We start from the raw sequence: 22,327 nt of genomic DNA, 5'->3' as shown, positions 1-22,327 counted from the left end.
GCTCTGCCGTGGGCTTCTACCGGAAATCACGCGGTACCGGTTACTTGGTTGGTACACTGCTGGTCACAGCCGTGCAGGGCGTTGCAGCGGATATTTGTCCGAGCACGGCTTCGCCGGCGCCGCGCCGAAGAAGCGCACCGACACCGCACTGCCCTGCCTCGGCGCGAACTGCGCGTCGCTGAACACGCGCGCCATGCCGTCCGCTCCTGTCAGATGCACGAGCGCCGGGCTCCAGCGTTGGGCACCAATCTGGACTCGGACCGCGGCAGCATATTGCCCCACAGGCGGCAAGCAGATTCCCTCCGGAAGACGAATCTCCGCCGCGCCGCTGGCGCGGGCGGGCGTCCTGGTCACCACCATGGCGCGGATCTCGTGCGGACGCGCCAGCAATGCAGCAGCAGCGCGCACGTCGCCACTCTGGATCAGGCGGCGGGCCTCCGTGGATGAACAGCGCACGCCTGCCCCGGCTGCATCGGTGGCCCGCAGCCGAACCGGCTCGACGGCATAGCCGTACGCTTTGCCAAGCTGGCCGAGGTAATCGACGTTGCCCTGTCGTCCTCGTCCGCAGCAAAAGTTCGCGCCAACCACCAGCCGCCGCATGCCCAGACGCGCCAGCAGCAGTCCACGGACAAAGTCATCCGCACTGGCTTCGCTGAGGGCGCGGTCGAACGGCAGTACCAGGCAGTGGTCGACGGCGCCGCTTTCAGCCAGCAGCGCGATACGGTCATCAACGGTGGAGATCATGCGGGGCGCGCTCTGCGGCTGCAGGAACGCACGCGGATGCGGGTCAAATGTCAGCAACACGGTCGGCAGCCCGAGCGAATGCCCCGCGGCGCGCAAATCGGCCAGGACCGCGCGGTGCCCGCGGTGCACGCCGTCGAAGGTGCCGATCGAAACAACGGATGCTGCCAGCCGCAGCGGGTCGGCTCGTCTTGTCACCTGCATGATGGACTCCTCGTCTTGTCATGAACCGCATGCTAGGAGGGGACGGCGCGGGATGCCAATCTCTTGTTTTCATGACGACTATAACCGGCGCTCATCCCTCCATGCCAATCCCGGCACCCGCGTCCGCCACGGCATCATGGCGGGCAAAGAGCCTGTGTACCAGCGCGCGAATCCACTGGTTGCCCGGCTCCCGGTGCACGCGATCGTGCCAGTGCTGGGCGATGTCCATGCCGGGCAGCGACAGCGGAGGCGCCACCACTGCCAGGTCCAGGTCCGCGCATAGTGCCCGGGCCAGCGTCAGCGGCAGGATAGCCACCGCGTCCGAATGCCGGGCGATCAGGGCCGCCGTGGCAAAGCTCGGCACGCGGCAGACGATGTTGGTATGCGGCACGCCGGCTTCGATGGCGCGCTCGACGCTGAGGTGTTCATGACCGGTCCCGACCGCGGAAACCAGCACATGCTTCTCGGCTATGAAGGCGTCCGGCTCGCCAAGCTGCGCCAGCCGCGGATGGTTCTTGCGTACCACGGCGCCGTAGGTCTCACGCCATAGCAACTGGCGACGGATGCTCTGCGTCAGCGTGGGGAACGAGCCAATCGCCAGATCGACAAGGCCATTTTCCAGCCAGAGATCGAGATGCGTGGCATCGGCGTTGACCGCCTGCACTAGGATACCCGGCGCTTCCTCCGCCAGCCGGCTTAGCAATGGTGGCAGCATTTGCGAGGCGCCGGCATCTAGCAGGAAGAAGCGGAAGCTGCGCTGGCTGGTGCGTGGATCAAAGCTGGCATGGTCTGAGCGCAATGCACGCACGCTCTGCAGAATGTCCCGCACCGGCTCGCCAAGCTCCATTGCCTTGGGCGTGGGTTCCATGCGCAGGCCCACCCGGACGAACAGCGGATCACCGAAATAGTGGCGTAGCCGCGCCAGGGTCTTGCTCAGCGCCGGCTGGGTCAGGTTGAGCACGCGCGCGGCCTTGGTAAGGCTGCGCTCGCTGAGCAGCACATCAAGCACCAGCAGGTGGTTCAGGCTGAGTTCGTCTTCATGACGCTGGGGAATAGTGTCCATGACGCGAGGTGATTAGCAAACGGGCCGACTCGGCTGTAGTCTAGTTTCACACAGCTGACACAGATCAGAAAGCAGGTTTCAAGAGACGAAACTTCGTCTACGCCCTGTTGCAGCGCGAGGACGAAGGCCCCATCAGGAGGAGATTGCCATGTCGTCCGCAGTATCCATCGAAGCCGTAGCAAGCCGCATTACCGATCCTGGCATCGATGCCGCAAGCTTTCGCGATGCCTTGTCGCATGCCGTCACCGCCGTGACCGTGATCGCTACCGACGGCGCAGGCGGTCGTGCCGGCGTCACGTGCTCGGCGGTCTGTTCGGTCAGCGACTCGCCGCCCACTGTGCTCTTCTGCATCAACCGCCGCAGCGCCGCAAACAGCGTGATCAAGACCAACGGCGTGGTCAGCATCAACTGGCTGCACGCGAGCCAGACCTCGGTGTCCCAGCTGTTCGCCGGGGCCGGCGCGGTGCCGATGGCGCAGCGCTTCGATGGTGACAGCTGGGGCGTGTTCACCACCGGCGCGCCATACAGCAAATCCGCGATGGTCGCCCTCGACTGCAAAGTGGTCGACCAGATCGAGATCGGCACCCACAGCGTCTTCGTCGCGCAAGTCTTCGGCAGCGCCGGCGGCGAACGCGGCAACGACACGCCGCTGGTCTACTGCCGCCGCAACTACGCCACCACGCACCCGGTCGCGGACTGACGCGCGCGCCCCGCAGCACCGGAATTCCATATCCATGTCCGTATGCCCTTCTCCATGGCAGGGACTGTCACACCCCGAACATCATCCACAAAGGAGACCTCGCGATGATTCGCACTGGCAAGCAGTACCTGGAATCGCTCAACGACGGCCGCAACGTATGGGTAGGCAACGAGAAGATCGACAACGTCGCGACGCACCCCAAGACACGGGACTACGCGCAGCGCCACGCCGATTTCTACGACCTGCACCATCGCCCCGACCTGCAGGATGTGATGACCTTCGTCGACACCGACGGCGAACGCCGCACCATGCAATGGTTCGGCCACTTCGACAAGGAGCAGCTGCGCCGCAAGCGTAAGTACCACGAGACCATCATGCGCGAGATGGCCGGCGCTTCGTTCCCGCGCACACCGGACGTCAACAACTACGTGCTCCAGACCTACATCGACGATCCGTCGCCGTGGGAAACGCAGACTATCGGCGCTGAGGGCAAGATCAAGGCAAAGAACATCGTCGACTTCGTCAACTTCGCCAAGCAGCATGACCTGAACTGTGCGCCGCAGTTCGTCGACCCGCAGATGGACCGCTCGAACCCCGATGCCCAGCAGCGCTCGCCCGGGCTGCGCGTGATCGAGAAGAACGACAAGGGCATCGTCGTGTCAGGTGTCAAGGCGATCGGCACCGGCGTCGCCTTTGCCGACTGGATCCACATCGGGGTGTTTTTCCGCCCCGGCATCCCGGGCGACCAGATCATTTTTGCCGCCACCCCGGTCAACACCCCGGGCGTGACCATCGTCTGCCGCGAGAGCGTGGTCAAGGACGATCCCATCGAGCATCCGCTCGCCTCACAGGGCGACGAACTGGACGGCATGACTGTATTCGAGAATGTCTTCATCCCCTGGTCGCACGTGTTCCACCTAGGCAACCCCGAACACGCCAAGCTCTACCCGCAGCGAGTGTTCGACTGGCTGCACTATCACGCCCTCATCCGCCAGTCGGTGCGCGCCGAACTGATGGCCGGCCTGGCGATCCTGATCACCGAGCATATCGGCACCAACAAGATTCCCGCAGTGCAGACTCGCGTGGCCAAGCTGATCGGCTTTCACCAGGCCATGCTGGCGCACATCGTCGCCAGCGAGGAACTGGGCTTCCATACGCCTGGGGGCGCCTATAAGCCGAACATCCTCATCTACGACTTCGGCCGCGCGCTATACCTCGAGAACTTCTCGGAGATGATCTACGAGCTGGTCGACCTCTCCGGGCGCAGCGCACTGATCTTTGCCAGCGAGGACCAGTGGAACGACAAGACCCTGAATGGTTGGTTCGAGCGCATGAACAACGGCCCGGTCGGCAAGCCGCACGACCGCGTGAAGATCGGTCGCGTGATCCGCGACCTGTTCCTGACCGACTGGGGCAACCGGCTGTTCGTCTTCGAGAACTTCAATGGCACCCCGCTGCAGGCCATCCGCATGCTGACCATGCAGCGCGCCGAGTTCTCCGCAGCCGGTCCGTACGGCACCCTGGCCCGCAAGGTCTGCGGCATCGAGCTCACCGAGGTCCACGAGAGCGAATACAAGGCCACCGCCGGCTACGCCCAGGCACTGGATTCGGCGCGACACCAGGAAAAGCTCGCGCTGAGCGGCACGATGACCGTATGACCGCCCGACCGTTTCACCTACCGGCAGGCCCGTCCGGCCGGAACACCTGAACCAAGGAAGGAGTGCAAGATGCAAACCAATGAACTGCTCGACAAGATCTTCCGCGGCGCGCGCAGCCAGAACGGCTGGCTGCCCACGCCCGTGCCCGACAGCAAGCTGCATGAACTGTATGAGCTGATGAAGTTCGGCCCTACCTCGGTCAACTGCTCGCCGGCCCGGCTGGTGTTCGTGCGCACAGAGGAAGGGAGGGAGAAGCTGCGTCCGGCACTGGCGCCGGGCAACGTCGAAAAGACCATGGCCGCGCCCGTCGTCGCAATCGTCGGCTACGACACCCGCTTCTACGAGCACCTGCCGGATCTGTTTCCGCACAACCCGGCGGTCAAGGCGTGGTTCGAGGGCGACGAGAAAGTGGATTTCGCCACCACCACGGCGTTTCGCAACGGAACTCTGCAAGGCGGCTATCTCATCGCCGCGGCACGCGCGCTGGGCCTCGATTGCGGCCCCATGTCCGGCTTCAACAACCAGGCTGTCGACCAGGCCTTCTTTGACGGCACCAGCATCCGCTCTAACTTCATCTGCGCCCTTGGCCACGGCGATCCCGAAAAAGTGTTCGCCCGCAGTCCACGCCTGTCGTTCGACCAGGCCTGCCAGCTCGCCTAGCGGCAAGGAGTCTCGCCATGCAAGAGTACGACCAGCATAACCTGACCAGCGCCGTCATTGCGCGCCTGGCCGATACGCCTGACCGGCGCACCAGGGAGATCATGACCAGCCTCGTGGGGCACCTGCACGACTTCGCACGCAAGATCAGGCTGACCGAAGCCGAATGGATGCGCGGGATTGAGTTCCTTACCGCCACCGGGCAGAAGTGCGACGACAAGCGCCAGGAGTTCATCCTGCTCAGCGATGTGCTGGGCCTGTCGATGCTGACGGTGGCAATGAACCACCAGAAGCCCGATGGCTGCACCGAGGCTACCGTGTTCGGGCCCTTCCATGTCGAGGGCGCGCCGCACTACGAGCACGGCGCGGATCTGGCGAACGGGGCCAGGGGCGAGCCCTGCACGGTCTACGGACGGGTCACAGGCGCGGACGGGCGGCCAATTGCCGATGCCGTGGTGGAAACCTGGCAGGCCGACGCCGACGGCCACTATGACGTGCAGTATGAAGGGCTGGAAGTGGCACAGGGCCGTGGCGTGCTGAAGTCGGGCGATGATGGCCGCTTCCACTTCCGCACCATCGTCGCACAGGCCTACCCGATTCCTGACGATGGCCCCGTGGGCGAGCTACTTCGCGCCACCGGCCGTCATCCATGGCGGCCCGCGCATCTGCACTTCATGATCAAGGCACCTGGCTACGAGACACTCGTCACGCACGTTTTCCGGCGCGGCGACAAGTACCTCGACTCCGACGCCGTGTTCGGCGTGCGCACGTCCCTGATCGGCGACTGGGTCCGCCTGACCGATGGCACCTACCGGCTCGACTTCGACTTCGTGCTCAACCCAGCCCGCTAGCATCGGCACCTGGCGCGCCGCCCGAGCGGGCGGTGCGGATGCAACCACGCACCGCGGCTTCCGGCCCGGTGCTCCATGCGGTCATTCGGAGTGGCAAATGGGTTCGATTGATGGCACGAAGGCCCAGCGGGCGCGCGCACTGCTGCCCGTCCGGTTCGGGCGGCTGGCCCTCGCCGCGGCCTGCGCGGCGAGCAGCGTGCCGGCACGCGCCACCGAGGGTGGCGGCAACTCCTACCCCATCGGGGTCGACAATCTCTATTCCGGGCTGATGCTGCCCGAGGGCGCCAACTGGCTGCTGTTCTACCAGCACTACGATGCGGGCAGTTTCAAGGACAACACCGGCCACGACAACCCCAAGCTGGCCAGTTTCCACTTGCGCCTCGATGCGCTGGCGCCGCGGTTGTCGTATGTGTGGCCCGACGTCAGGCTGTTCGGCGCCAACCTGGAAACGCGCGTGGTGGTGCCCGTCGTGTCGGCGAATCTCGCCATGTCAGTGGCCAGACAAGTTCCCCTGCCGCCGCTCGCCAAAGGCGGTAACAAGACTGGCCTGGCCGACATGACGCTGGCGCCGGTGGTCCTCGGCTGGCACGGCGGCGCATTCCACCAGATGGCGGGCGTGGAGTTCCACCTCAAGACCGGCGCCTATGATGTTCACGACCCCGTCAATATCGGCCGGAACTACTACCAGATTGCACCGAGCTACGCCTTCACCTGGTTCCCCACGCGCAACGTCGACATCAGTGCCAAGCTCCGCTACGGCTTCAACACGCGCAATGAGGCCACCGGCTACCAGTCGGGTAACGAGGCGACCATCGAGTTCAGTGCCGGCTACCGGGTAACGCCGAGGCTGACGCTGGGCCTGAACGGCTATTACTACGTCCAGACGACCGACGACACGCAGAACGGCGCGCGCGTCAACGGCAATGGCAACCGTGGCCGGGTCACGGCGCTGGGGCCGGATATCTGCTTCCAGCTCACCGACAAGGTCAGCTTCTCTCTCAAAGGGCAGTTTGAGTTCGGCGCCCGCAATCGCCCCGAAGGCAACCGCATCTGGGCCATGGGCCGAATCTCGTTCTGACTGGCCTGAACCATACCGAGCAGCATTGGAGACCCTACGATGAACGCATTCCAGTACTCCTCCCGTGCCCAGCGCGTCGTCTTCGGCGCCGGCACCATCCAGCGGGTTGGCAAGGAAATCGATACGCTGGGCGCGTCAAGCGTTCTGGTGCTAAGTACACCCGAACAGCGCCCGCTGGCTGAACACGTGGTGGACCTGCTTGGCGCCCGCGCGATCGGCATCTTCGGTGGTGCAGTGATGCACGTGCCGGTCGAGGCGGCTCGCGCGGCCTGTGCGATGGCATTTGAACTGGGCGCCGACAGCGTGGTGGCGATCGGTGGCGGCTCTACCACCGGGCTTGCCAAGGCCATCGCACTTGAAATGGGACTGCCAGTACTGGCGATTCCCACCACCTATGCCGGCTCAGAGATGACTGCGATCTACGGCCTCACCGATGCGGGACTGAAGCGCACAGGCATTGACGTGAAAGTGCTGCCGCGCATCGTCATCTACGATCCTGAACTCACTTACTCGCTGCCGGTTGCGGTCAGCGTCACCAGTGGCATCAATGCGCTGGCCCACGCCGCAGAGGGCTTGTACGCCCACGACCGCAACCCGATTTCGGATTTGATGGCGACGGAGGGCATACGGGCCATCGCAGCGGCGTTGCCGGTAGTCGCGACCGAACGGGATACGGCCATGCTGCATGAAGCGCGCGCGCAAGCCTTGTACGGAGCATGGTTGTGCGGCGCCGTGCTCGGCACCGTGGGAGTGGCGTTGCATCACAAGCTCTGCCACACGCTTGGCGGCAGCTTCAACCTGCCGCATGCCGAGACGCACACCATCATCCTGCCGCACGCGCTTGCCTACAACGAGAAGGCTGCACCGGGTGCCATGGCCACCATCGCGCAGGCCATGGGCGCAGCCAGTGCTGCGCAAGGCGCTTTCGACCTGGCACGTACGACCGGCGCCCCGCTCGGCTTGCAGCAAATCGGCATGCGCGAGGATGAACTCGACAAGGCGTGCGAGATCGCGTTGCAAAACCAGTACCCCAATCCGCGTCCGCTCGAAGCCGGTGCGATCCGGGAACTGCTGCAGAACGCCTGGGAGGGACGCCGGCCGGTCTGACGCCGGCGTAACGCTTGACCGCTACCTGCGCAATTCGCAGCAGCGCCGCAGGCTTTCGCACAGGTCACCGTTTCGGACAAATATTCAAAGGTACGAGATGTGGAAGCTTCCAAAGGAATACAACCATTTTGCGTTTGGCGTGATACAGGCTGGCGTCACGTGTGCGGTCGCATCGGCGATCGCAAGCATGCAGTTCGTGGCGGAAGGCACCTTTGTTTCGCATTGGCTGCGTGCGTACTTGTATTCGTGGGTGGCGATGCTACCCGTCGTCGTGGTCGCGGCGCCGTTCATTCGCTGGCTCGCGAACCGAATCACGCGTTAAACGCTGGCGGAGGTTCTGGCGGCCGCAATGCGGCTCGTCTCAACGGTACATATCCATTGGGTGGATAACGATGATCAAACATATTGTGATGTGGAAGGTGAAGGGTTCGACCCCGGAAGAAAAAAGCGAGGGCGTGCGTCGCATACAGGCTGCATTCCACGGACTGGTTGGCGTCATCCCGGGCCTGACGGCTCTGGAGGTGGGCGCCGACGTCAGTCGCATCGACTACGCGTGCGATGTGGTGCTCTACACGGAGTTCGATTCCCAGGAGGCATTAGACTCATATGCTAGCCATCCTGACCACCTGAGGATCAAGCGCGAACTGGGCGATGTCAGGATTGCCCGTCACCAGGTGGACTACGTCATTGGCTTGCGGGCGGGTATGTGCGGCGCCTCCGTGCGGGATGTACCCTGAGCAGCAACATGGCGCGCAAGTCAGCCATCCAGGCATGCCCGTAACGTACGCGCGAGACGGCCCGCTTCGTTCGCATCGGTGATGTTCGCGAAACCCATCACCAGGCCTCGCGGCGTGTCCCGCATACGGCCGTGCGCATACCAGATCGAAAGTGGCAGCACCGCAAGTCCCGCCTGGCGGGCACGCGAGGCAACGGCGACATCATCGACCGGACCATGGGCAGCCTCGGCGAATTGCACTGAGAATTGGATTCCGCCGGACGGCAATTCAACGGTCAGCTGTTCGCCAAACGTCTGCTTCAAGGCTTGCGCAATCAAGAGGCGCCGCTGTCCATACAACGTGCGCATCCGCTTTACATGCCGCGCAAAATGGCCCTGTTCAAAGAAATCTGCCAACGCCGCCTGAAACAGCGTTGGCGCGCCGGCATTCATGCTGCACGCCACCCGTCCAACACGCTCGACCGCGCGCTCCGGCACCACCGTGTACGCGAGCCGCAGACCGGGGAACATCACCTTGCTGAACGTGCCGCAATAGAGCACGCGGTCATGCCGGTCGAGGCTCTTCAAGGCCGGCAAGGGTCGACCCAGGTAGCGGAACTCGCTGTCGTAGTCGTCTTCGATAATCCAGCGAGACCCTGTCTCCGCCCAAGTCAGCAACGCCATGCGCCTTGCGAGCGACAGCGTGTTCCCCAGGGGGCTCTGATGCGATGGCGTGACGAGCGCGAAGCGCGCCTCCGGGTCCCGTTCGATGCCGCGCTCGACATCGATGCCTTCTTCATCGATGGGCACCGGGACGAGCTGCACGCCGGTCTCGGCCAGGAAGCTGCGCGCAAGCAGATAACCGGGGTCCTCGAACCACATGCGGTCGCCGGGGCTCGCAAGACTGCGCAATACCAGCTCGAGCGTCGCGCGGTAGCCACTGGTAATGAACACCTGGTCGGGCAGACACGTGACGCCACGCGACAGGCCAAGATAGGTGGCGATATGCTCGCGCAGCGGCAGATAGCCCACCGGATCCGGGTAGGCAAGCAAAGTGCGTTCGCCGCTGCGCGCACGCCGCGTAACGAGCCGGCTCCATATCTTGCGTGGAAATGCATCAAGCGCCGGGAGCCCTGGCTGCAAGGCTCGCGGCTCGCCGCTCAGGGCGACGGCGATCGCCGACTGGCGTGCCCTTGGCTGGCCGCTGGGTGATGCGTCTGGCGTCTTCGCTGCGCCAGCGGCCTCAGTGGTCTGCGCGTCAGGGGCATCCTGGCTGCCGCCTGCAGGTGCCGCTTGCATCAGGGATTCTGATAGCGAAGGCGATACAAAAGTGCCGGCAGCGCCACGCATCTGCAAGTAGCCCTCGTCGACAAGGATCGTATAGGCCAGTTCGACGGTGCCTCGCGCCGTGCTCAACTGCGCGGCGAGGCCGCGCAAGGCCGGCACCCGATCACCCGGGCGAAGATGTCCCGCCGCAATCGCCGTTCTGAAACGCTCGCAAATCTGCAGATAGATCGGCAACGGCTTCTGGCGGTCGATCTCAATGGCCAACGTCGGGTTTCGTACGGTCATGACAGTCTCGCGGGCAAAAGGGGTGCAGAAAGAACTTGGACTAGTCGAATGGTTAATTCTTGGCCCTTATCCATAGGGCATGATTGTTCCACAATGGCCTCATGCGATGCGACGGGGACAGTCACTTTCAGTGATGCCGCCACACCAGGTGCGCAGCGCGTTCCTCTACCCTCATATGGAAAATCTGCCATGAAGATCGTTGTAATCGGTGGTTCTGGCCTGATCGGCTCACGTCTTGTCACGCTGCTCAATGAGGCGGGCCATACGGCAGTCGCCGCATCGCCGCGTACCGGTGTCAACACGGTGACGGGCGAAGGCCTAAGCCATGCACTGGTGAATGCGGATGTGGTCGTTGACGTGACGAATGCGCCGTCTTGGGAGCCGCAGGCGGTGCTCGACTTCTTCCGCACCTCGGCACGCAATCTCGGCAAGGCCGAGGTGGCCGCGGGCGTGCGCCATCACGTCGCGCTGTCGATCGTCGGTACCGACCGCATGCCCGACAACGCGTACTTCACGGCCAAGGTTGCACAGGAAGCGGTGATCGACGCGGCCGGTGTGCCGTACACGATCGTGCGCGCCACGCAGTTCATGGAATTCATCGGCGGCATTGCGGACTACGGCATGGATGATGGTGGCACTGTGCGCATGGGTGACGGGCTGTTCCAGCCGATCGCTGCGGATGACGTCGCGGCAGCGCTTGCGCAGGTCGCGCTGGCGGCGCCGCTAAACGGCACCATCGACATCGCCGGACCGGATCGCGCACCCTTCGCGGAGATCGTTTCGCGCTATCTGAAGTCGGTGGGCGACTCGCGCACCGTCGTGACAGATCGTGACGCGCGATATTACGGCGGCCACGTCGAGGAACTGTCGCTCGTGCCGCTGGGGGACGCGCGGATAGGCCGCACCAGTCTTGATCAGTGGCTGGCGCGCGCTCATGTGGAGTAAATCCCCGCCGTGGCGGCTCCAGTCAATGGCATCGACGAAATCGCCGGTCCGGAGAGTCAACCGTTCGACGACATTGTCAGCTGCCACGTGGCTATGAGCGGTGACACATGCCAGGTAGCTCGCGACCCCGAAGCGAAGTACTTCGGGCGGGACCGTCGGGCGAGATGTCCCTCGTGCCCCTCCCTCGGCGACGCTCGACTTGGCGCGGCTACACAGGGCGCTTGGTTTCAACGCCAACAGCCCGTCTGCTGATATCGACTGTGAGCGATATACCTACACCCACCGGAGACACAGCATGAAGCTCCTTATCGCGTCTATGATCTTGGCCGCCCTGCCCTTGCAGGCAGCCTTCGCCCAAGACCATTCCGGCCATCAGGCAACTGTGCCAGTGCAAGGATTGGCAACCACCTCCACGGGCGTGAAAGTCACGCTCGTGTACCAGCAGGAAATCCCTAACTTGCCGGGCAAGAGTGTCAAGGGCGTACTGGTGGAGTATGAGCCGGGGGGCGTCAACGCCGCGCATACCCACGCCAAGTCGGCAATGATTTACGCAACAGTGCTGGAAGGCGCCGTGCTGAACCAACTCAACGGAGGACCACTTCGCACGTTCACGAAGGGGCAGAACTTCACCGAAATGCCTGGCGACCGGCACGACGTCAGCGCCAACGCGAGCAAGACCGAGCCCGCCAAGCTGCTTGCGGTGTTCGTCGTGGACACGAATGAGACCGTGCTAACCACACCATTGAAGCGTTAAGGCAACCTTCGTAGCCAAGCCAGCTATCTGACTTGGCTTTGATGGTCTGAGCCTCCAAGATCCGCTTTGGTACGTCATTTCGGCCCGAAGAAGCGGCACCTGACGACCGCGGCGAACGAATGGGCTAGATCGGGTGTTATGTTGAACGAGCGATCCAACTAACCCATGACAGGGCAGCCTACGCATCGGCGAAAGCTGAGGCCGTGCGGGATCGGAGGCACGCCTCCAGTTGAGCAACGACTTTCCAAATCTCAAGCAAGGCAGCCATCTCACTCTGAATCGTCTTCCTCCGGCCGGACCTCCAGCTCCAGTTCTTGCGTTAGTGTTTCGACGCTCGGCAGGCTTTCCTGCAACTCGGCGGGGAGTTCCGCCACGAATTGGTACTGAGCCACGCCGATCGGATTGCCCATGCCACGTAGTGCGTACTCCACCACCAGTCGATTGTGCTCCTGGCAAAGGAGCAGCCCAATGGTCTCCAAGTTGAAAAGCGGCGATCAGTGGACGATTCAGGATGCCCGCGAGTACCTGAGTTTCCAGGTGGCCGACCCTTGGAGGGCTACTGGGACACCAAGCAGGTGTTGACTGGGGCCCTTAAGCGGTTGGGCTAAGCGGTATGTGCCTCAATCGGCCCATGTTCGCGACTCGGCGTCAGACGGGGACTTTCAAGCTTGAAAGTGCTCCTTTCGTTGCCCGGGGCTGTGTTGGACGTAAATCAGTGCCAAAAAAGGCGTTTAATTCAGATTTAGATTTTTCTTACCGCTCGTATGATGTCTCGGCAGTCCTGCTACCGCCCGCATCCATCGTCCCCCCGGCATGCGGGCGCTTTTTTCCTCCGGCGTAACGGAGGCGAGTGTTGGGATAGATCAATTTGCCTAGCACGGTGCGACGGGGCCATACTGAAGGCGGGTAGGGCAATCTTTACCCGATTTCTTCATGGACGTTGCGCGGCTCTCTGCTATTGCTGGAGAGCCGTCTTTTTCACGCCGATCGCCTTTACGCAGAACTCGTGAGGAACCCGCTGAAGTCCCGCGACCAGGCGCCTATTCGCTCAACCCTGCTGCTCAATCAGGAAGCGCTCGGGCCGTTTGCTTAGCCATGCCGGCGTCCGGCCGCGCCCCGACCATGTTTTTCCGGTTTTGGGATCCATGTACTTCGGCGGTAGCGGGGTTTTCTCCGCCCCATCCGATGCGGCACCGGCAGGCCGGCCCCGACGACGGCGGGGTGCCACGTCTTCCGGCGACAGGTCATACCTGAGCATCAGCTCGCGGATCTGTTCGATGACGCCTGCCACTTCGGTGGAACGCGCCTCTGCGATCTGCGCTTCCAAAGCTTCCTTTTGCTGCAGCAGTTGCTGATACGTTGCCATTTTGGCCTCCAATTTATCGATCACCATTAACTTATACGCATTCCAAAGAAGACCTGCAAGGATCGTTTCTAAGTCGGCCGCCAATGCAATTTGGCGTCTATGCTTCTTTCCGACAAAGGCGAAGTACAGAGAAATGGTGCACTGTAAGCGGGTGACATTTGTACCGAATTGCGCTCACTGCCGCGTTCGCAGAAACGGGTACGCCGCTGCACTAGGCGCGAATCACAGCGATGCAAGTTTTCAGTCAAGTCGATGGTATGGAGGCCTTCCTGACATCGTCGGCACTCGAATAGGGAAGGCCTAGTCTTAAGGCACATCTGTGTGTCAGTCTGCACTAACAGTTGCCGGCGGAACTCACCTGTGAACCGGAAGGGCTCTGTCGTGAAGATGTCCAGCGCAAGTCAGAGTAAAAAATCGAAGGTCCGTCGTCAGGTTCGGTCAGTCTGTCCCGATCAAACAGTCGTATTACTTTCAGGAGCCAAGGGCGCTTCACTGCATCTTCAAGCGAGATCGACATTGGCTCAGCCATGGCAGACTGTTTGATGATCTTGCGGTGGATCAAGTAACAGACGCGCACTCTGTGTCAAATTCATGGCATCTACAGGTACTGGGGCGCTTGCGGCGCCTCGGTATTTCCCCGAAGTTGTCTTCACATTGCCTTCCCTGAATAATCGCGCCCTCAGCCAACCATCACGCCTGTGCAGGGAGACGTTGTTGTCCACGAACAAAGGAGTCCACATGTTTCGCTTTGAGTATGGAACGAGCAATGTTTATGCGCAGCTGGGCTTCGCGGACGCCGATGAAATCCCGCTCAAGGCGGGCATTGTGAAAGACATCACGGACCGGATTCGAGCTACCGGGTTGACGGTCTCGCAGGCTGCTGCCCTTCTTGGCACATCTCAGACCGACCTATTGCTGGCAATCGCCGGGAAATTCCAATCCTTTCATGCAGCCGAGCTACGTGGCTGGCTCAAGCATTTAAGCTCGCCGTTGCCGTGTACTACGCAGTAAGCCCAGAAACCAGCGACTAAGCCGTTGTACCTATGGCAAGCGCGTTACTCGGCTTTTCCATCTGGTAATGCAGTCGACGTGGGTATTGCATCCGACGCCGCATCAGCCGGCTGGTGAATACCATTTTGGCGACTTTGGCCGGCCTTGTTCACTTCGCACCAGCGATTACCTGGCACTGCTGCGGCGCAGCACAAACTTGACTTGCCCACCATGGCAAAGAAGATTACGGTAACGGCTCGGTGTGCGCATCCCCTGCGCGTCCTTGCACCGAGGCGTTCATCGTCGTTCTCATCATTCTTCGTGTAGTTCGATCCACGGACCAGCCTGTTGTAGGTTCCGATTTTCCGATCTCGGCAAAGGAGGCCACATGCTAAGTCCACACGAAATCGCTGCATTACTTCTGCTGGGTGATGCACCCGATATCGATGATCTGGAACCTGAGCAACTGGACGGCTTGCTGGCTCACAAACTGGTCACGATGGAACACGGGCATGATGGCGGCAATGCATATCCCCGCCTGACATGCCAAGGACACTCAATGCTCGAGGCAGTCCGAAGCATTCGGTAAGCCCTTGTTCTGGGCTGTTTATCGACGCATTCCGGCACGCCATCCCTACATGCACCCTCGCTGTATGGGGTTTAGGGATGTCGTAAGCGTAACGGCAGTGGCCCGCCCGTAATTGAACTTCCTTGTCCAGACGTTGTTCCCGAGCACGCTGCCCGGGATCGGTCTCAATTTCCACTGGTTGCGCTCGATGTTACGTCGTCGAAAGAAAAGCCCTCGACCAATTGGTCGAGGGCTATGAGTGTTGACGGGTTGTTCGCAGACCCGTCACTGACATCATCGCATTCCAGTTCGCTGGTGGTCGCCCCCCATTAGTGGGTGACCGAAACGAGCGCATAACGACACCGCCGCATCTTTTCGCCCAAGCTGGCCAGCTAGCCTGGTGCAGGCACGGACCTTTTGCTATGACGTCGGAAGCAGTTAAATGCACAGTGCATAACAGGCGGTGGGCAACGTCGGCAGGGACCAAAAAACACTGCCGCAATCGCCAGACGATGGACGGCCGCGCGGTAACGCGGATCTGAACTACCATATTCTCGTTATTGCGCGCGGTCCCACCCCTACCCCATGATGGCTGCCGCCGGACTGCGGGCATTATGGCCTGTTCTCTGGTCAAACCTGGCGTACCGAAGTACTTCCGAGCGTTAGGGACATGACGCGGCCACACGTGTAATCGCCTGTGGTTGGCGTCCGCCCTACCTGCACTATTGCACTCGTGAGGCGGCGATTCTAGTGCCTCTCGGATTTTTGCCGCTCTTGGTGACGCACGCTGCGGTCGAGTCTCACGTCGAAGCACCGCGTCTCGAGCCGCTACGCGTCGTGTCGTTGCTGCTGCCGATACCGAGGGGGCCATTCCTGCCCCCTGCGATTCGAAGGCAACGAACTTAAGAGCGCGGAAGCCGCGAAGCAACAGTCTTTCAGCTCTTCTCCATCGCGACGGACCTAAGTCGACGGATTCCCGCTTACAATTTTGCGGTGCAACAAGACCGGCGGACCGATAAGTGTGTGTAAAGCGGCACATGGCCTGTCGGCGTTGGAGGAGAAAATGGGGATAGTTCAAGCTGCCACCAAAGGGCAGGCGCTGAAGCTCCTGGAAACAGAGGGCGTAACGGTCGTGGATTTGGATTACGAGACTGGTTGGCAAGATGCGGTCGAACTTGGGCGTCTGGGAGACAAGCGTGGAGTACGCGTGCAGTATCGCGGCCATGAGAGCATCGCGGTCAACTCGCCTGCGGCGCTTGCTGCTGGACTGAGTCGGCTGAAGGGTACGTTCCGTCAGCGCAATCTCTACTGCCAATTTGCACTGAGCGACCTGCCCGCCAGTGAACTGGAGCGCCTGGAGTCAAAAGCGACGCAACTCGGCGACTACATCCTCGCGGGGCATTTAATGAGGGATGTCGACGCGGTATGGAGTGAATAGCGGCACGCCAGTCAGGGTGGCAAGCCGAAAGCTCGCCACAAGGCCCGCTTCTGACCTGTATTGCACCGTCCACGGGTCCCGCATTGCAGTTAAGTCCGGCTGATCACCGTAGCTTCCTTGTTCAGGTGATCCCGAGCTGAACCTGCAACGGCGCAACTGGACAAAGGCGCAAACACCATGACGAATCAGCTCGACCTATTCAACGATTGCCGTGATGTCATGCTTCGTAATGACGTGCTCGTGGCGCTTGAGCAGCGCAATGCCGCCGACGGGCGTGAAGCGCTTAATCGGCTGACCGCAGAGTATCACGACGATGAACTGGTACCAACCCTCGAGACCCTGGTGCGCGTTCTTGAACGTCCAACCCGCGGGCCCGTCACCTGCCACATAGCACTGAGAGATATGTGCGAGGCATGGTGTTTTCCGAGCGTGCCCGCGGCACGCCGGGCATTCGGCGATGCCCTTGGCGTAGCCTGGTGCAAGCCGCTGTGGCGCGCCATCGCAGAAGCCGCTACGCAGTTGCCGTTCCACCGCGAAATGCCAGAATGGCATGCAGCGCCGCTATGGATGCGGGCGGCGGACTGGGCTTCGGCACGCGAGAGTATCCATCGGATCGAATCATGGCGGCGTATTCCAGTCACGCTCGCATGGATGGCGGAGACGGTCTATCGGCTCGAGGGGCTCGAATCAGCATGGCCGCTCCTGGCCGAGCTTGGCTGGTTGTCACCCAGCAAGCTTGGTGCGCTGATACCAATGCTCGAGGATTCGTCGCTGCTAGCGCTACGCCGGGCGTTCGATTCGAATTTCGACGGTGAGGGAACCATCGATGATCTTGCCTGGTTTGCGGCTTATGCGATCACGGAGAAACCCGGTCTTGCTGCGCACTTACGCGTGTGTGAGCCCTCGACGCGCACCTTACCGGAAAAGGGGATGCGAATCCTGCTGGAATTATTGACCCTCGAACGCGAGGGCCGACAGCATGATTTGATTGAACGACGAAAAACATTGCGCGGCATGCATTCGGGCCTCTTTGACGCCTACATGCGTACGCGATAAGGGCATCTGATCGCGCTATATCGGCAGAGTTCGCGTGGCTCGCCGTAGACTGGGCGCGCGGGCCAGAGGCGGCGTCGTCAAGTACGGAGGTCGCGACCGGGGCTATGGCGCCAAGGTCGCTTGTATATCCTATCCAAAGCGGGACGGCCAACGCCCTGCGCGGCGCGTGCGTTCCCAGTCGATGCGGGGCGTAGCATTGAGATACGCCCCCGCATCTTTGGGCAATCAGCTGGTTGGCAACATCGCCTAACCGAGAAATGAATTAGGCCGCCACTGCAGGGGATGCCGCCGGCGCTACCGTCTTCTTTGCGGGGGCTCGCTTCTTCGTCACGACTTTCACTGCGGCCGCTTTCGCAGACGCTTTCTTCGCTGCGACTTTATTGCCAGCCACTGCTTTTTTTGCAGCCGGCTTCTTGGCAGCCACCTTACCAGCTGCTGCCTTCTTTGCGCCGGCGGCCTTGGCCTTCTTTGCAGCCGCCTTATCCTTCGCCGCTTGCTTTTCAAAGCGAGCTGCAGCCTTTGCGGCCTCCGTTGCCTTGGCGACATCGCGCTTTGCTGCTTCGATTGCCTTCTTCGTCTCGGTGCGCAGATTCAGCAAACGCTTCTTAGCGGCGAGCGCCTCGCGCGCGAGCACGCTGGCCTTCTTCGTCGGCACGGCAACCTTCTTTGCGGCAGGCTTGCTCTTGGCAACCGCATTTACCCGAGTTGTTGATTTATTTGCTGCGACCATGTTGGTTATTCATCGTATTGTGGAGTGCAAAGTATAACCTCGCACGTGCGAAAAAATGGAAATCGATCGCATTGGTTTCCGAAGCCGTGCTTCGATGATCCGACCGTTTGAGGTGCGGAGATCGCCCGCAAGCCACGTTCTTCGAGCAGGGAACTGAGTAATCCGAGCCACGCGGGGAAGCGCAAAATTATCAGCAGTGCTTCAGGCTCCGCAGTATCCGTCGGTATGTGGCGCGCGGTGCGAACGCCAGCTTCAATTCCTTACCGGCGCAAGACATCTTCAACCATGTTGACGAAGGCTGGTGCGATCCGGTCGTAACCTTTCGCGGTCAGATGAATTTCATTCAGCCAGTTTGGGTCCGTGGCGTTCGGATCGGCCGGGGCCGGAGGGGCCATGGCTCGTGAATCAAGGACGTGGAAGTTCTCCAGGCCTGCCGCCTCAATTATCTCGTCGTGCAGCAAATCAATGAAATGCCTGGTAAGTTCCAACCAATCGGTGGGCGGCACCTCATAGGCTAACAACGATGGGAAGAGCCAAGGTCCCAGTGGCCCCGCCCCGACATTGCGAGGCTGCGCATAGGCGTAACAATGCGTGAAAATTGGAACTTGGCGGTTCTTTGCGCTGCTGGCACGTAACGAATCCAGGGCGCTGTATTGCGCAAGCATGTGCTCACGAAAAGCAGCCCAGCCGTCCTGAGACACGTACCGATCAATATTACCCGTGGCGGCCCTCTCTAACCTGGTGAGCAGCAGACGCTCTCCGGTCATACGTGGTATCCCATTCGCGTCGCGCGGCAACACCGCCAGCGCGTCAATCAGATCATTTCCGCCGCCGGACAAGAGCAGTCCATCCCACTTTTCCTCGAACCCTGCGCCTGCGGCGAAGTGCCTGAAGAAAAAGGGATCTCGACGCCATTCCACCATATGTTTGAGCGTATCCGCAGGATCGGCACAGTTCACTATCGCGGTGTCCACACTGAACTTCATTCTCACGAGCAGCGATGACGCAGCAAACAGGCTCAAGCCGTTGATGGAGAACCAGGAATCGCCTTGTGCCAGCAGCTTTAGGGCGAAGAGGTTGAAGTCGGGCGCTGCGTCAGTCTGAAGGTGCGAGGCCGGTGCTATGCGGACAATCGGCATGATTCCCCATCTCCGCGAATGCTCTCTACGCTGGAGAGAGCCCGTAAGCTCCAGCCTTCTCCGCCAGTCACGATTTTTGGCGGCCTGGTGCAATTGAAGAAGAATAGGGATTGCTCGCGCACCGGGCTATCAGCCAAAAGGTTGACTGTCCCAGCGCGTCGGGGTGAAGTGGCCGGCGCTCAGCCCTGCGACCACTGCGCGTCCGCACCGCAGCCATCCATCATGCATTTTCCGGACGTGGGTCGCCACCGGCACCACCTTGTCAATTACGACAGGACTTAACGAGATGCTTAGCGATCACCGCATTGGTGCGGCCAGCAGCGCGGGGCTCGGTTGACGCACGACTATCTTGCCCCCTTTGGGATTTTCTTGCCTAGAATTTCTGGCATGACCAGTTGCCTTCTTCTTCGTTAAAGGAGGTTCATTATGTCAGGCGATCATGAATCCAAGATTCAGAAAGGTGGCGACGCGCTCATCAAAGAAATAAGAAAGCTAAAGGAAGTAGGAAGCAGCTACTTGAAACGAAAAATAATCAATCAAAAGAAAGCGCTGCGAAAATTGCAGGCAGATGAAAATCAACTCCTGACGGAGCTAGAAGAGATCCGCCGCGGTGAACATTCTGATCCCTGGCGCATGCAGACGTGGCTCCAAGAAAAGCGTGAGGGACTCACTACGAACATGGCCTTCCGATGCGAGAATATCCACGCGGCACCTGTTAAGCGTGCACATATGATCTTCATTGATGGGACTAACAACGATCCATTTATGGGCAGTGTCAAGGGGGACGATGCCAGTCCGACCAATGTTTACCGTCTCTATAGAGCGATCGTCCAAAAAGATTGCAATCAGTATGCAACTTATTATGCTGGGGTTGGAAGCCAGCAGGACGATCCGAACCCAATACGGGTGCTTTTTCGACAATTTGGGGGGAAAGGCGCAGACAGGATACGCGATGCCGCTTATATGGATCTTGTCAAGGCCTATCGTCCCGGTGACAGATTATTTCTTTTCGGATTCAGTCGCGGTGCTGCAATCGCCCGTATGTTAGCCAACCTGATTGCCAGGGAAGGAATCGCGGAGCAGGGAATCGCTCGGTATGTTGAGATGTATTCTTTTGTTGTCAACCAAGGAGCTGAACACCCGGAACAATTTGATGAAGGCCACGTGTTACTACTCGACCGAATAGAGCTTTCTGGTCAAAGAATGGCAGCGGATATTGAGTTTATGGGGCTGTGGGACACTGTAGCTGCATTTGGCGACCCAATGAATCAATATGAACCGAACAAAGAACTATCAGTTCCTGACATTGTCAGAAAAGTCACTCATCTTTTGGCGATCGATGAGAATCGCCAGCCATTCCAACCGACCCTGCTAGCGCAGAGCGATGACGATCGAAGGGTAAAGGAGATATGGTTTCGAGGGGTTCACGCTGATATTGGCGGGGGCTACCGCGAACATCGGCTCGCCGATGTCACCCTCAGATTCATGAGAAACAGGTTGGAACAGGATCATGACATCTGTTTAAAGGAGCCAGATAAGGATTATGATCCCGATCCGCTTGGAGCAATGCATAGCCACGATCGCAGCATGATTCCAAAAATGCCGCGCGTCGTGTCAGTGCTGGGTGGTCATCGAAAACCGTGCATTCACAAGAGCGCTCTCATAAGAGATGATGCTGTGACTGAACGCTTGAAGGCACTTCGGGAAAGTCGACAATGTGAAGTCGAGACGCAAGATTAAGACGACATAGTCGGCTTTTTTTCGCCTATTAAGCGAGATCGCCGAGCCTATGAGCTCTCGAGGCGTACTGGCCGTACCAGTCGGACGGCCAACGACCCGATTGCTCAGACGTTCATGCGAACGGAAAGCACGTCGCCTACTGAAGAAGCTGCATTGGAACCACTCAAGGCGATGCTATCGTGGCGGTCACTGCGCTCAAGGTGGATCGACAGGACCTGCAGAGCATCGGCCGCAGCAACCTGGCCCAGGCGCAGCGGGCGGCATCGCTGAGTGACGAGTACAACCCATTGGCTCTTTTTCCCGGCACATACCACTTCATGAACCGACAAGGACTCCATTCCAATTCCGCCATACGACTCATACCGGGCACTGTTGCATTGCGTAACCTTCGAAATACAGCCCGCGGATGGGGATTCGGGACTGGAAGCGGATAGCGAGGTCAGGAGCAGTAACTGGGCCGCGAGTTGTCTTGCCATCACTTCATTGTCGCCAGGGCAATCGGCGGTGAGCGCCTTCGCAAGGCACTTGATGAACACTGCCAGGCGGATTACGCGCCTGGCGGGGGCAAGCTCAAGCTTCTATCCGAACGGGCCGATGCCCACGATATCGTTGGAGCTCTGCTGGAGCGGCATGCGATAGCGTTCAGGACGCCTGACGGCCGATCGCGATCACGCTGGGTCTACCGTCAGCGTCCTCAATCCGCGGCAATTCGCCTGCGGCAATGCGCTGTCTGACTGCCACCATCAGTTCAGCAGAGATCCATCGACCCTGCTCGATAGCGCCCAAGGCGTTGCCAGTGATTGCGAATCGCCCGCCACAGGCCGCGCAGGCGATCTTTTCGGTCGAACCACCGTCGCGCTCTTGCCGCGCAAAGTATGCAAGGTACGGCTTCGGTTGTATTCATGGTTCCCCCCCGGTCAACTGCCTTCGCGTTCGCGGCATTGACGTTAGTTTCAACTAAGAAACGCGCGCTGCCGCAATAGAAATGTCGGTAGCGCAACAGAACCAACCTGCGTGCCCTCACAGGGGAGGACGTACTGCGGCGCTGCTTAGCCGAACTCGCTCTTTTGAGCTGACAGGCAGGCGGTGCTTGGCAACGGATCAGGTGCTCGTCGCACTGCGCTGGGCGATTTCAACGTCCGCTCCCACAAGTTGTCACGCCTGCGTTTGAGCTGGAGTTGCCATTGGGCCTCATCGTGACCGTGAGGTGCTGCTGAGTAGACACTCGCCGCGACGGCGGTCGGAAACCCCGGTC

23 protein-coding genes are annotated in these 22,327 nt (G+C 60.6%); 15 read left to right on the top strand and 8 right to left on the bottom strand.

What is annotated here, in order from left to right; all coding sequences use genetic code 11:
- Positions 1-63: 63 nt before the first annotated feature.
- Together E0W60_RS29410 and E0W60_RS29405 are read right to left on the bottom strand one after the other, a co-directional pair.
- Positions 64-945 carry an FAD synthetase family protein gene (locus tag E0W60_RS29410; RefSeq protein ID WP_135706505.1) on the bottom strand — a complete coding sequence of 294 codons (882 nt, stop codon included), beginning with the start codon at positions 943-945 and terminating at the stop codon, positions 64-66.
- A gap of 91 nt (positions 946-1,036) precedes the next feature.
- Positions 1,037-2,008 (bottom strand): LysR family transcriptional regulator, encoded by a 972-nt coding sequence (locus tag E0W60_RS29405; RefSeq protein ID WP_133098452.1) that lies wholly within the window; start codon positions 2,006-2,008, stop codon positions 1,037-1,039.
- 148 nt (positions 2,009-2,156) lie between these two features.
- Here E0W60_RS29405 and E0W60_RS29400 point away from each other — a divergent pair, with 148 nt between their 5' ends.
- The 8 genes from E0W60_RS29400 (at position 2,157) to E0W60_RS29365 (ending at position 8,796) form a co-directional block, all read left to right on the top strand.
- Positions 2,157-2,708, top strand: a complete 552-nt coding sequence (locus tag E0W60_RS29400) for a flavin reductase (protein WP_062799594.1) — start codon at positions 2,157-2,159, stop codon at positions 2,706-2,708.
- Between the two features lie 104 nt (positions 2,709-2,812).
- Positions 2,813-4,366 carry a 3,5,6-trichloro-2-pyridinol monooxygenase TcpA gene (gene tcpA / locus E0W60_RS29395; RefSeq protein WP_135706504.1) on the top strand — a complete coding sequence of 518 codons (1,554 nt, stop codon included), beginning with the start codon at positions 2,813-2,815 and terminating at the stop codon, positions 4,364-4,366.
- A gap of 69 nt (positions 4,367-4,435) precedes the next feature.
- Complete coding sequence (locus E0W60_RS29390) at positions 4,436-5,026, top strand: malonic semialdehyde reductase (RefSeq protein WP_062799591.1); 591 nt, start codon at positions 4,436-4,438, stop codon at positions 5,024-5,026.
- A gap of 17 nt (positions 5,027-5,043) precedes the next feature.
- Positions 5,044-5,874 (top strand): intradiol ring-cleavage dioxygenase, encoded by an 831-nt coding sequence (locus tag E0W60_RS29385; RefSeq protein ID WP_135706503.1) that lies wholly within the window; start codon positions 5,044-5,046, stop codon positions 5,872-5,874.
- Positions 5,875-5,971: 97 nt separating this feature from the next.
- Complete coding sequence (locus E0W60_RS29380; RefSeq protein WP_135706502.1) at positions 5,972-6,952, top strand: SphA family protein; 981 nt, start codon at positions 5,972-5,974, stop codon at positions 6,950-6,952.
- Positions 6,953-6,991: 39 nt separating this feature from the next.
- Entirely contained in the window at positions 6,992-8,059 is a 1,068-nt protein-coding gene (locus E0W60_RS29375) for a maleylacetate reductase (protein WP_135706501.1), read from the top strand.
- A gap of 97 nt (positions 8,060-8,156) precedes the next feature.
- Complete coding sequence (locus tag E0W60_RS29370; RefSeq protein ID WP_062799582.1) at positions 8,157-8,381, top strand: DUF2798 domain-containing protein; 225 nt, start codon at positions 8,157-8,159, stop codon at positions 8,379-8,381.
- A gap of 70 nt (positions 8,382-8,451) precedes the next feature.
- Positions 8,452-8,796, top strand: a complete 345-nt coding sequence (locus E0W60_RS29365; protein ID WP_062799580.1) for a Dabb family protein — start codon at positions 8,452-8,454, stop codon at positions 8,794-8,796.
- 20 nt (positions 8,797-8,816) lie between these two features.
- Here the strand turns inward: E0W60_RS29365 and E0W60_RS29360 are convergent, their stop codons facing one another.
- Positions 8,817-10,346 (bottom strand): PLP-dependent aminotransferase family protein, encoded by a 1,530-nt coding sequence (locus E0W60_RS29360; protein WP_135706500.1) that lies wholly within the window; start codon positions 10,344-10,346, stop codon positions 8,817-8,819.
- Between the two features lie 189 nt (positions 10,347-10,535).
- Between E0W60_RS29360 and E0W60_RS29355 the strand changes: the two genes are divergently transcribed.
- Together E0W60_RS29355 and E0W60_RS29350 are read left to right on the top strand one after the other, a co-directional pair.
- The gene (locus E0W60_RS29355) at positions 10,536-11,291 is read left to right on the top strand and encodes an SDR family oxidoreductase (RefSeq protein ID WP_062799577.1); all 756 of its coding nucleotides are present in this window, start codon (positions 10,536-10,538) and stop codon (positions 11,289-11,291) included.
- A gap of 295 nt (positions 11,292-11,586) precedes the next feature.
- Complete coding sequence (locus E0W60_RS29350) at positions 11,587-12,045, top strand: cupin domain-containing protein (RefSeq protein WP_062799576.1); 459 nt, start codon at positions 11,587-11,589, stop codon at positions 12,043-12,045.
- Between the two features lie 269 nt (positions 12,046-12,314).
- Here E0W60_RS29350 and E0W60_RS29345 read toward each other — a convergent pair whose 3' ends face one another.
- Both E0W60_RS29345 and E0W60_RS29340 read right to left on the bottom strand, forming a co-directional pair.
- Positions 12,315-12,476: a hypothetical protein gene (locus E0W60_RS29345; RefSeq protein ID WP_240746110.1), complete on the bottom strand. Its 162-nt coding sequence runs from the start codon at positions 12,474-12,476 to the stop codon at positions 12,315-12,317.
- A gap of 617 nt (positions 12,477-13,093) precedes the next feature.
- Complete coding sequence (locus tag E0W60_RS29340) at positions 13,094-13,411, bottom strand: H-NS histone family protein (RefSeq protein ID WP_135707082.1); 318 nt, start codon at positions 13,409-13,411, stop codon at positions 13,094-13,096.
- Positions 13,412-14,149: 738 nt separating this feature from the next.
- On the opposite strand from E0W60_RS29340, the gene E0W60_RS29335 reads away from it, so the two are divergent.
- The 4 genes from E0W60_RS29335 (at position 14,150) to E0W60_RS37710 (ending at position 17,463) form a co-directional block, all read left to right on the top strand.
- Positions 14,150-14,422 carry an XRE family transcriptional regulator gene (locus E0W60_RS29335; protein ID WP_135706499.1) on the top strand — a complete coding sequence of 91 codons (273 nt, stop codon included), beginning with the start codon at positions 14,150-14,152 and terminating at the stop codon, positions 14,420-14,422.
- Between the two features lie 1,139 nt (positions 14,423-15,561).
- Positions 15,562-15,660 carry a hypothetical protein gene (locus E0W60_RS38415; RefSeq protein WP_135707081.1) on the top strand — a complete coding sequence of 33 codons (99 nt, stop codon included), beginning with the start codon at positions 15,562-15,564 and terminating at the stop codon, positions 15,658-15,660.
- A 372-nt stretch (positions 15,661-16,032) separates the two neighbouring features.
- Positions 16,033-16,407 carry a PHA-granule associated protein 4 gene (locus E0W60_RS29320; protein ID WP_135706497.1) on the top strand — a complete coding sequence of 125 codons (375 nt, stop codon included), beginning with the start codon at positions 16,033-16,035 and terminating at the stop codon, positions 16,405-16,407.
- Positions 16,408-16,584: 177 nt separating this feature from the next.
- Entirely contained in the window at positions 16,585-17,463 is an 879-nt protein-coding gene (locus E0W60_RS37710; RefSeq protein ID WP_240746076.1) for a hypothetical protein, read from the top strand.
- A 262-nt stretch (positions 17,464-17,725) separates the two neighbouring features.
- On the opposite strand, the gene E0W60_RS29310 is transcribed toward E0W60_RS37710, so the two are convergent.
- Complete coding sequence (locus E0W60_RS29310; protein WP_135706496.1) at positions 17,726-18,193, bottom strand: fumarate hydratase; 468 nt, start codon at positions 18,191-18,193, stop codon at positions 17,726-17,728.
- Between the two features lie 260 nt (positions 18,194-18,453).
- Positions 18,454-19,332, bottom strand: coding sequence for a hypothetical protein (locus E0W60_RS29305; protein ID WP_167884633.1), 879 nt, complete (start codon positions 19,330-19,332; stop codon positions 18,454-18,456).
- Between the two features lie 426 nt (positions 19,333-19,758).
- On the opposite strand from E0W60_RS29305, the gene E0W60_RS29300 reads away from it, so the two are divergent.
- Positions 19,759-21,072, top strand: a complete 1,314-nt coding sequence (locus E0W60_RS29300) for a T6SS phospholipase effector Tle1-like catalytic domain-containing protein (RefSeq protein ID WP_135706495.1) — start codon at positions 19,759-19,761, stop codon at positions 21,070-21,072.
- Between the two features lie 104 nt (positions 21,073-21,176).
- On the opposite strand, the gene E0W60_RS29295 is transcribed toward E0W60_RS29300, so the two are convergent.
- Entirely contained in the window at positions 21,177-21,410 is a 234-nt protein-coding gene (locus E0W60_RS29295; protein ID WP_135706494.1) for a hypothetical protein, read from the bottom strand.
- Positions 21,411-22,327 lie beyond the last annotated feature (917 nt).

Source organism: Cupriavidus oxalaticus (genome assembly GCF_004768545.1).
Classification (GTDB): Bacteria; Pseudomonadota; Gammaproteobacteria; order Burkholderiales; family Burkholderiaceae; genus Cupriavidus; species Cupriavidus oxalaticus_A.
The sequence above is the reverse complement of the archived record's forward strand: the minus strand, read 5'-3'. Positions and strand labels throughout refer to the sequence as shown.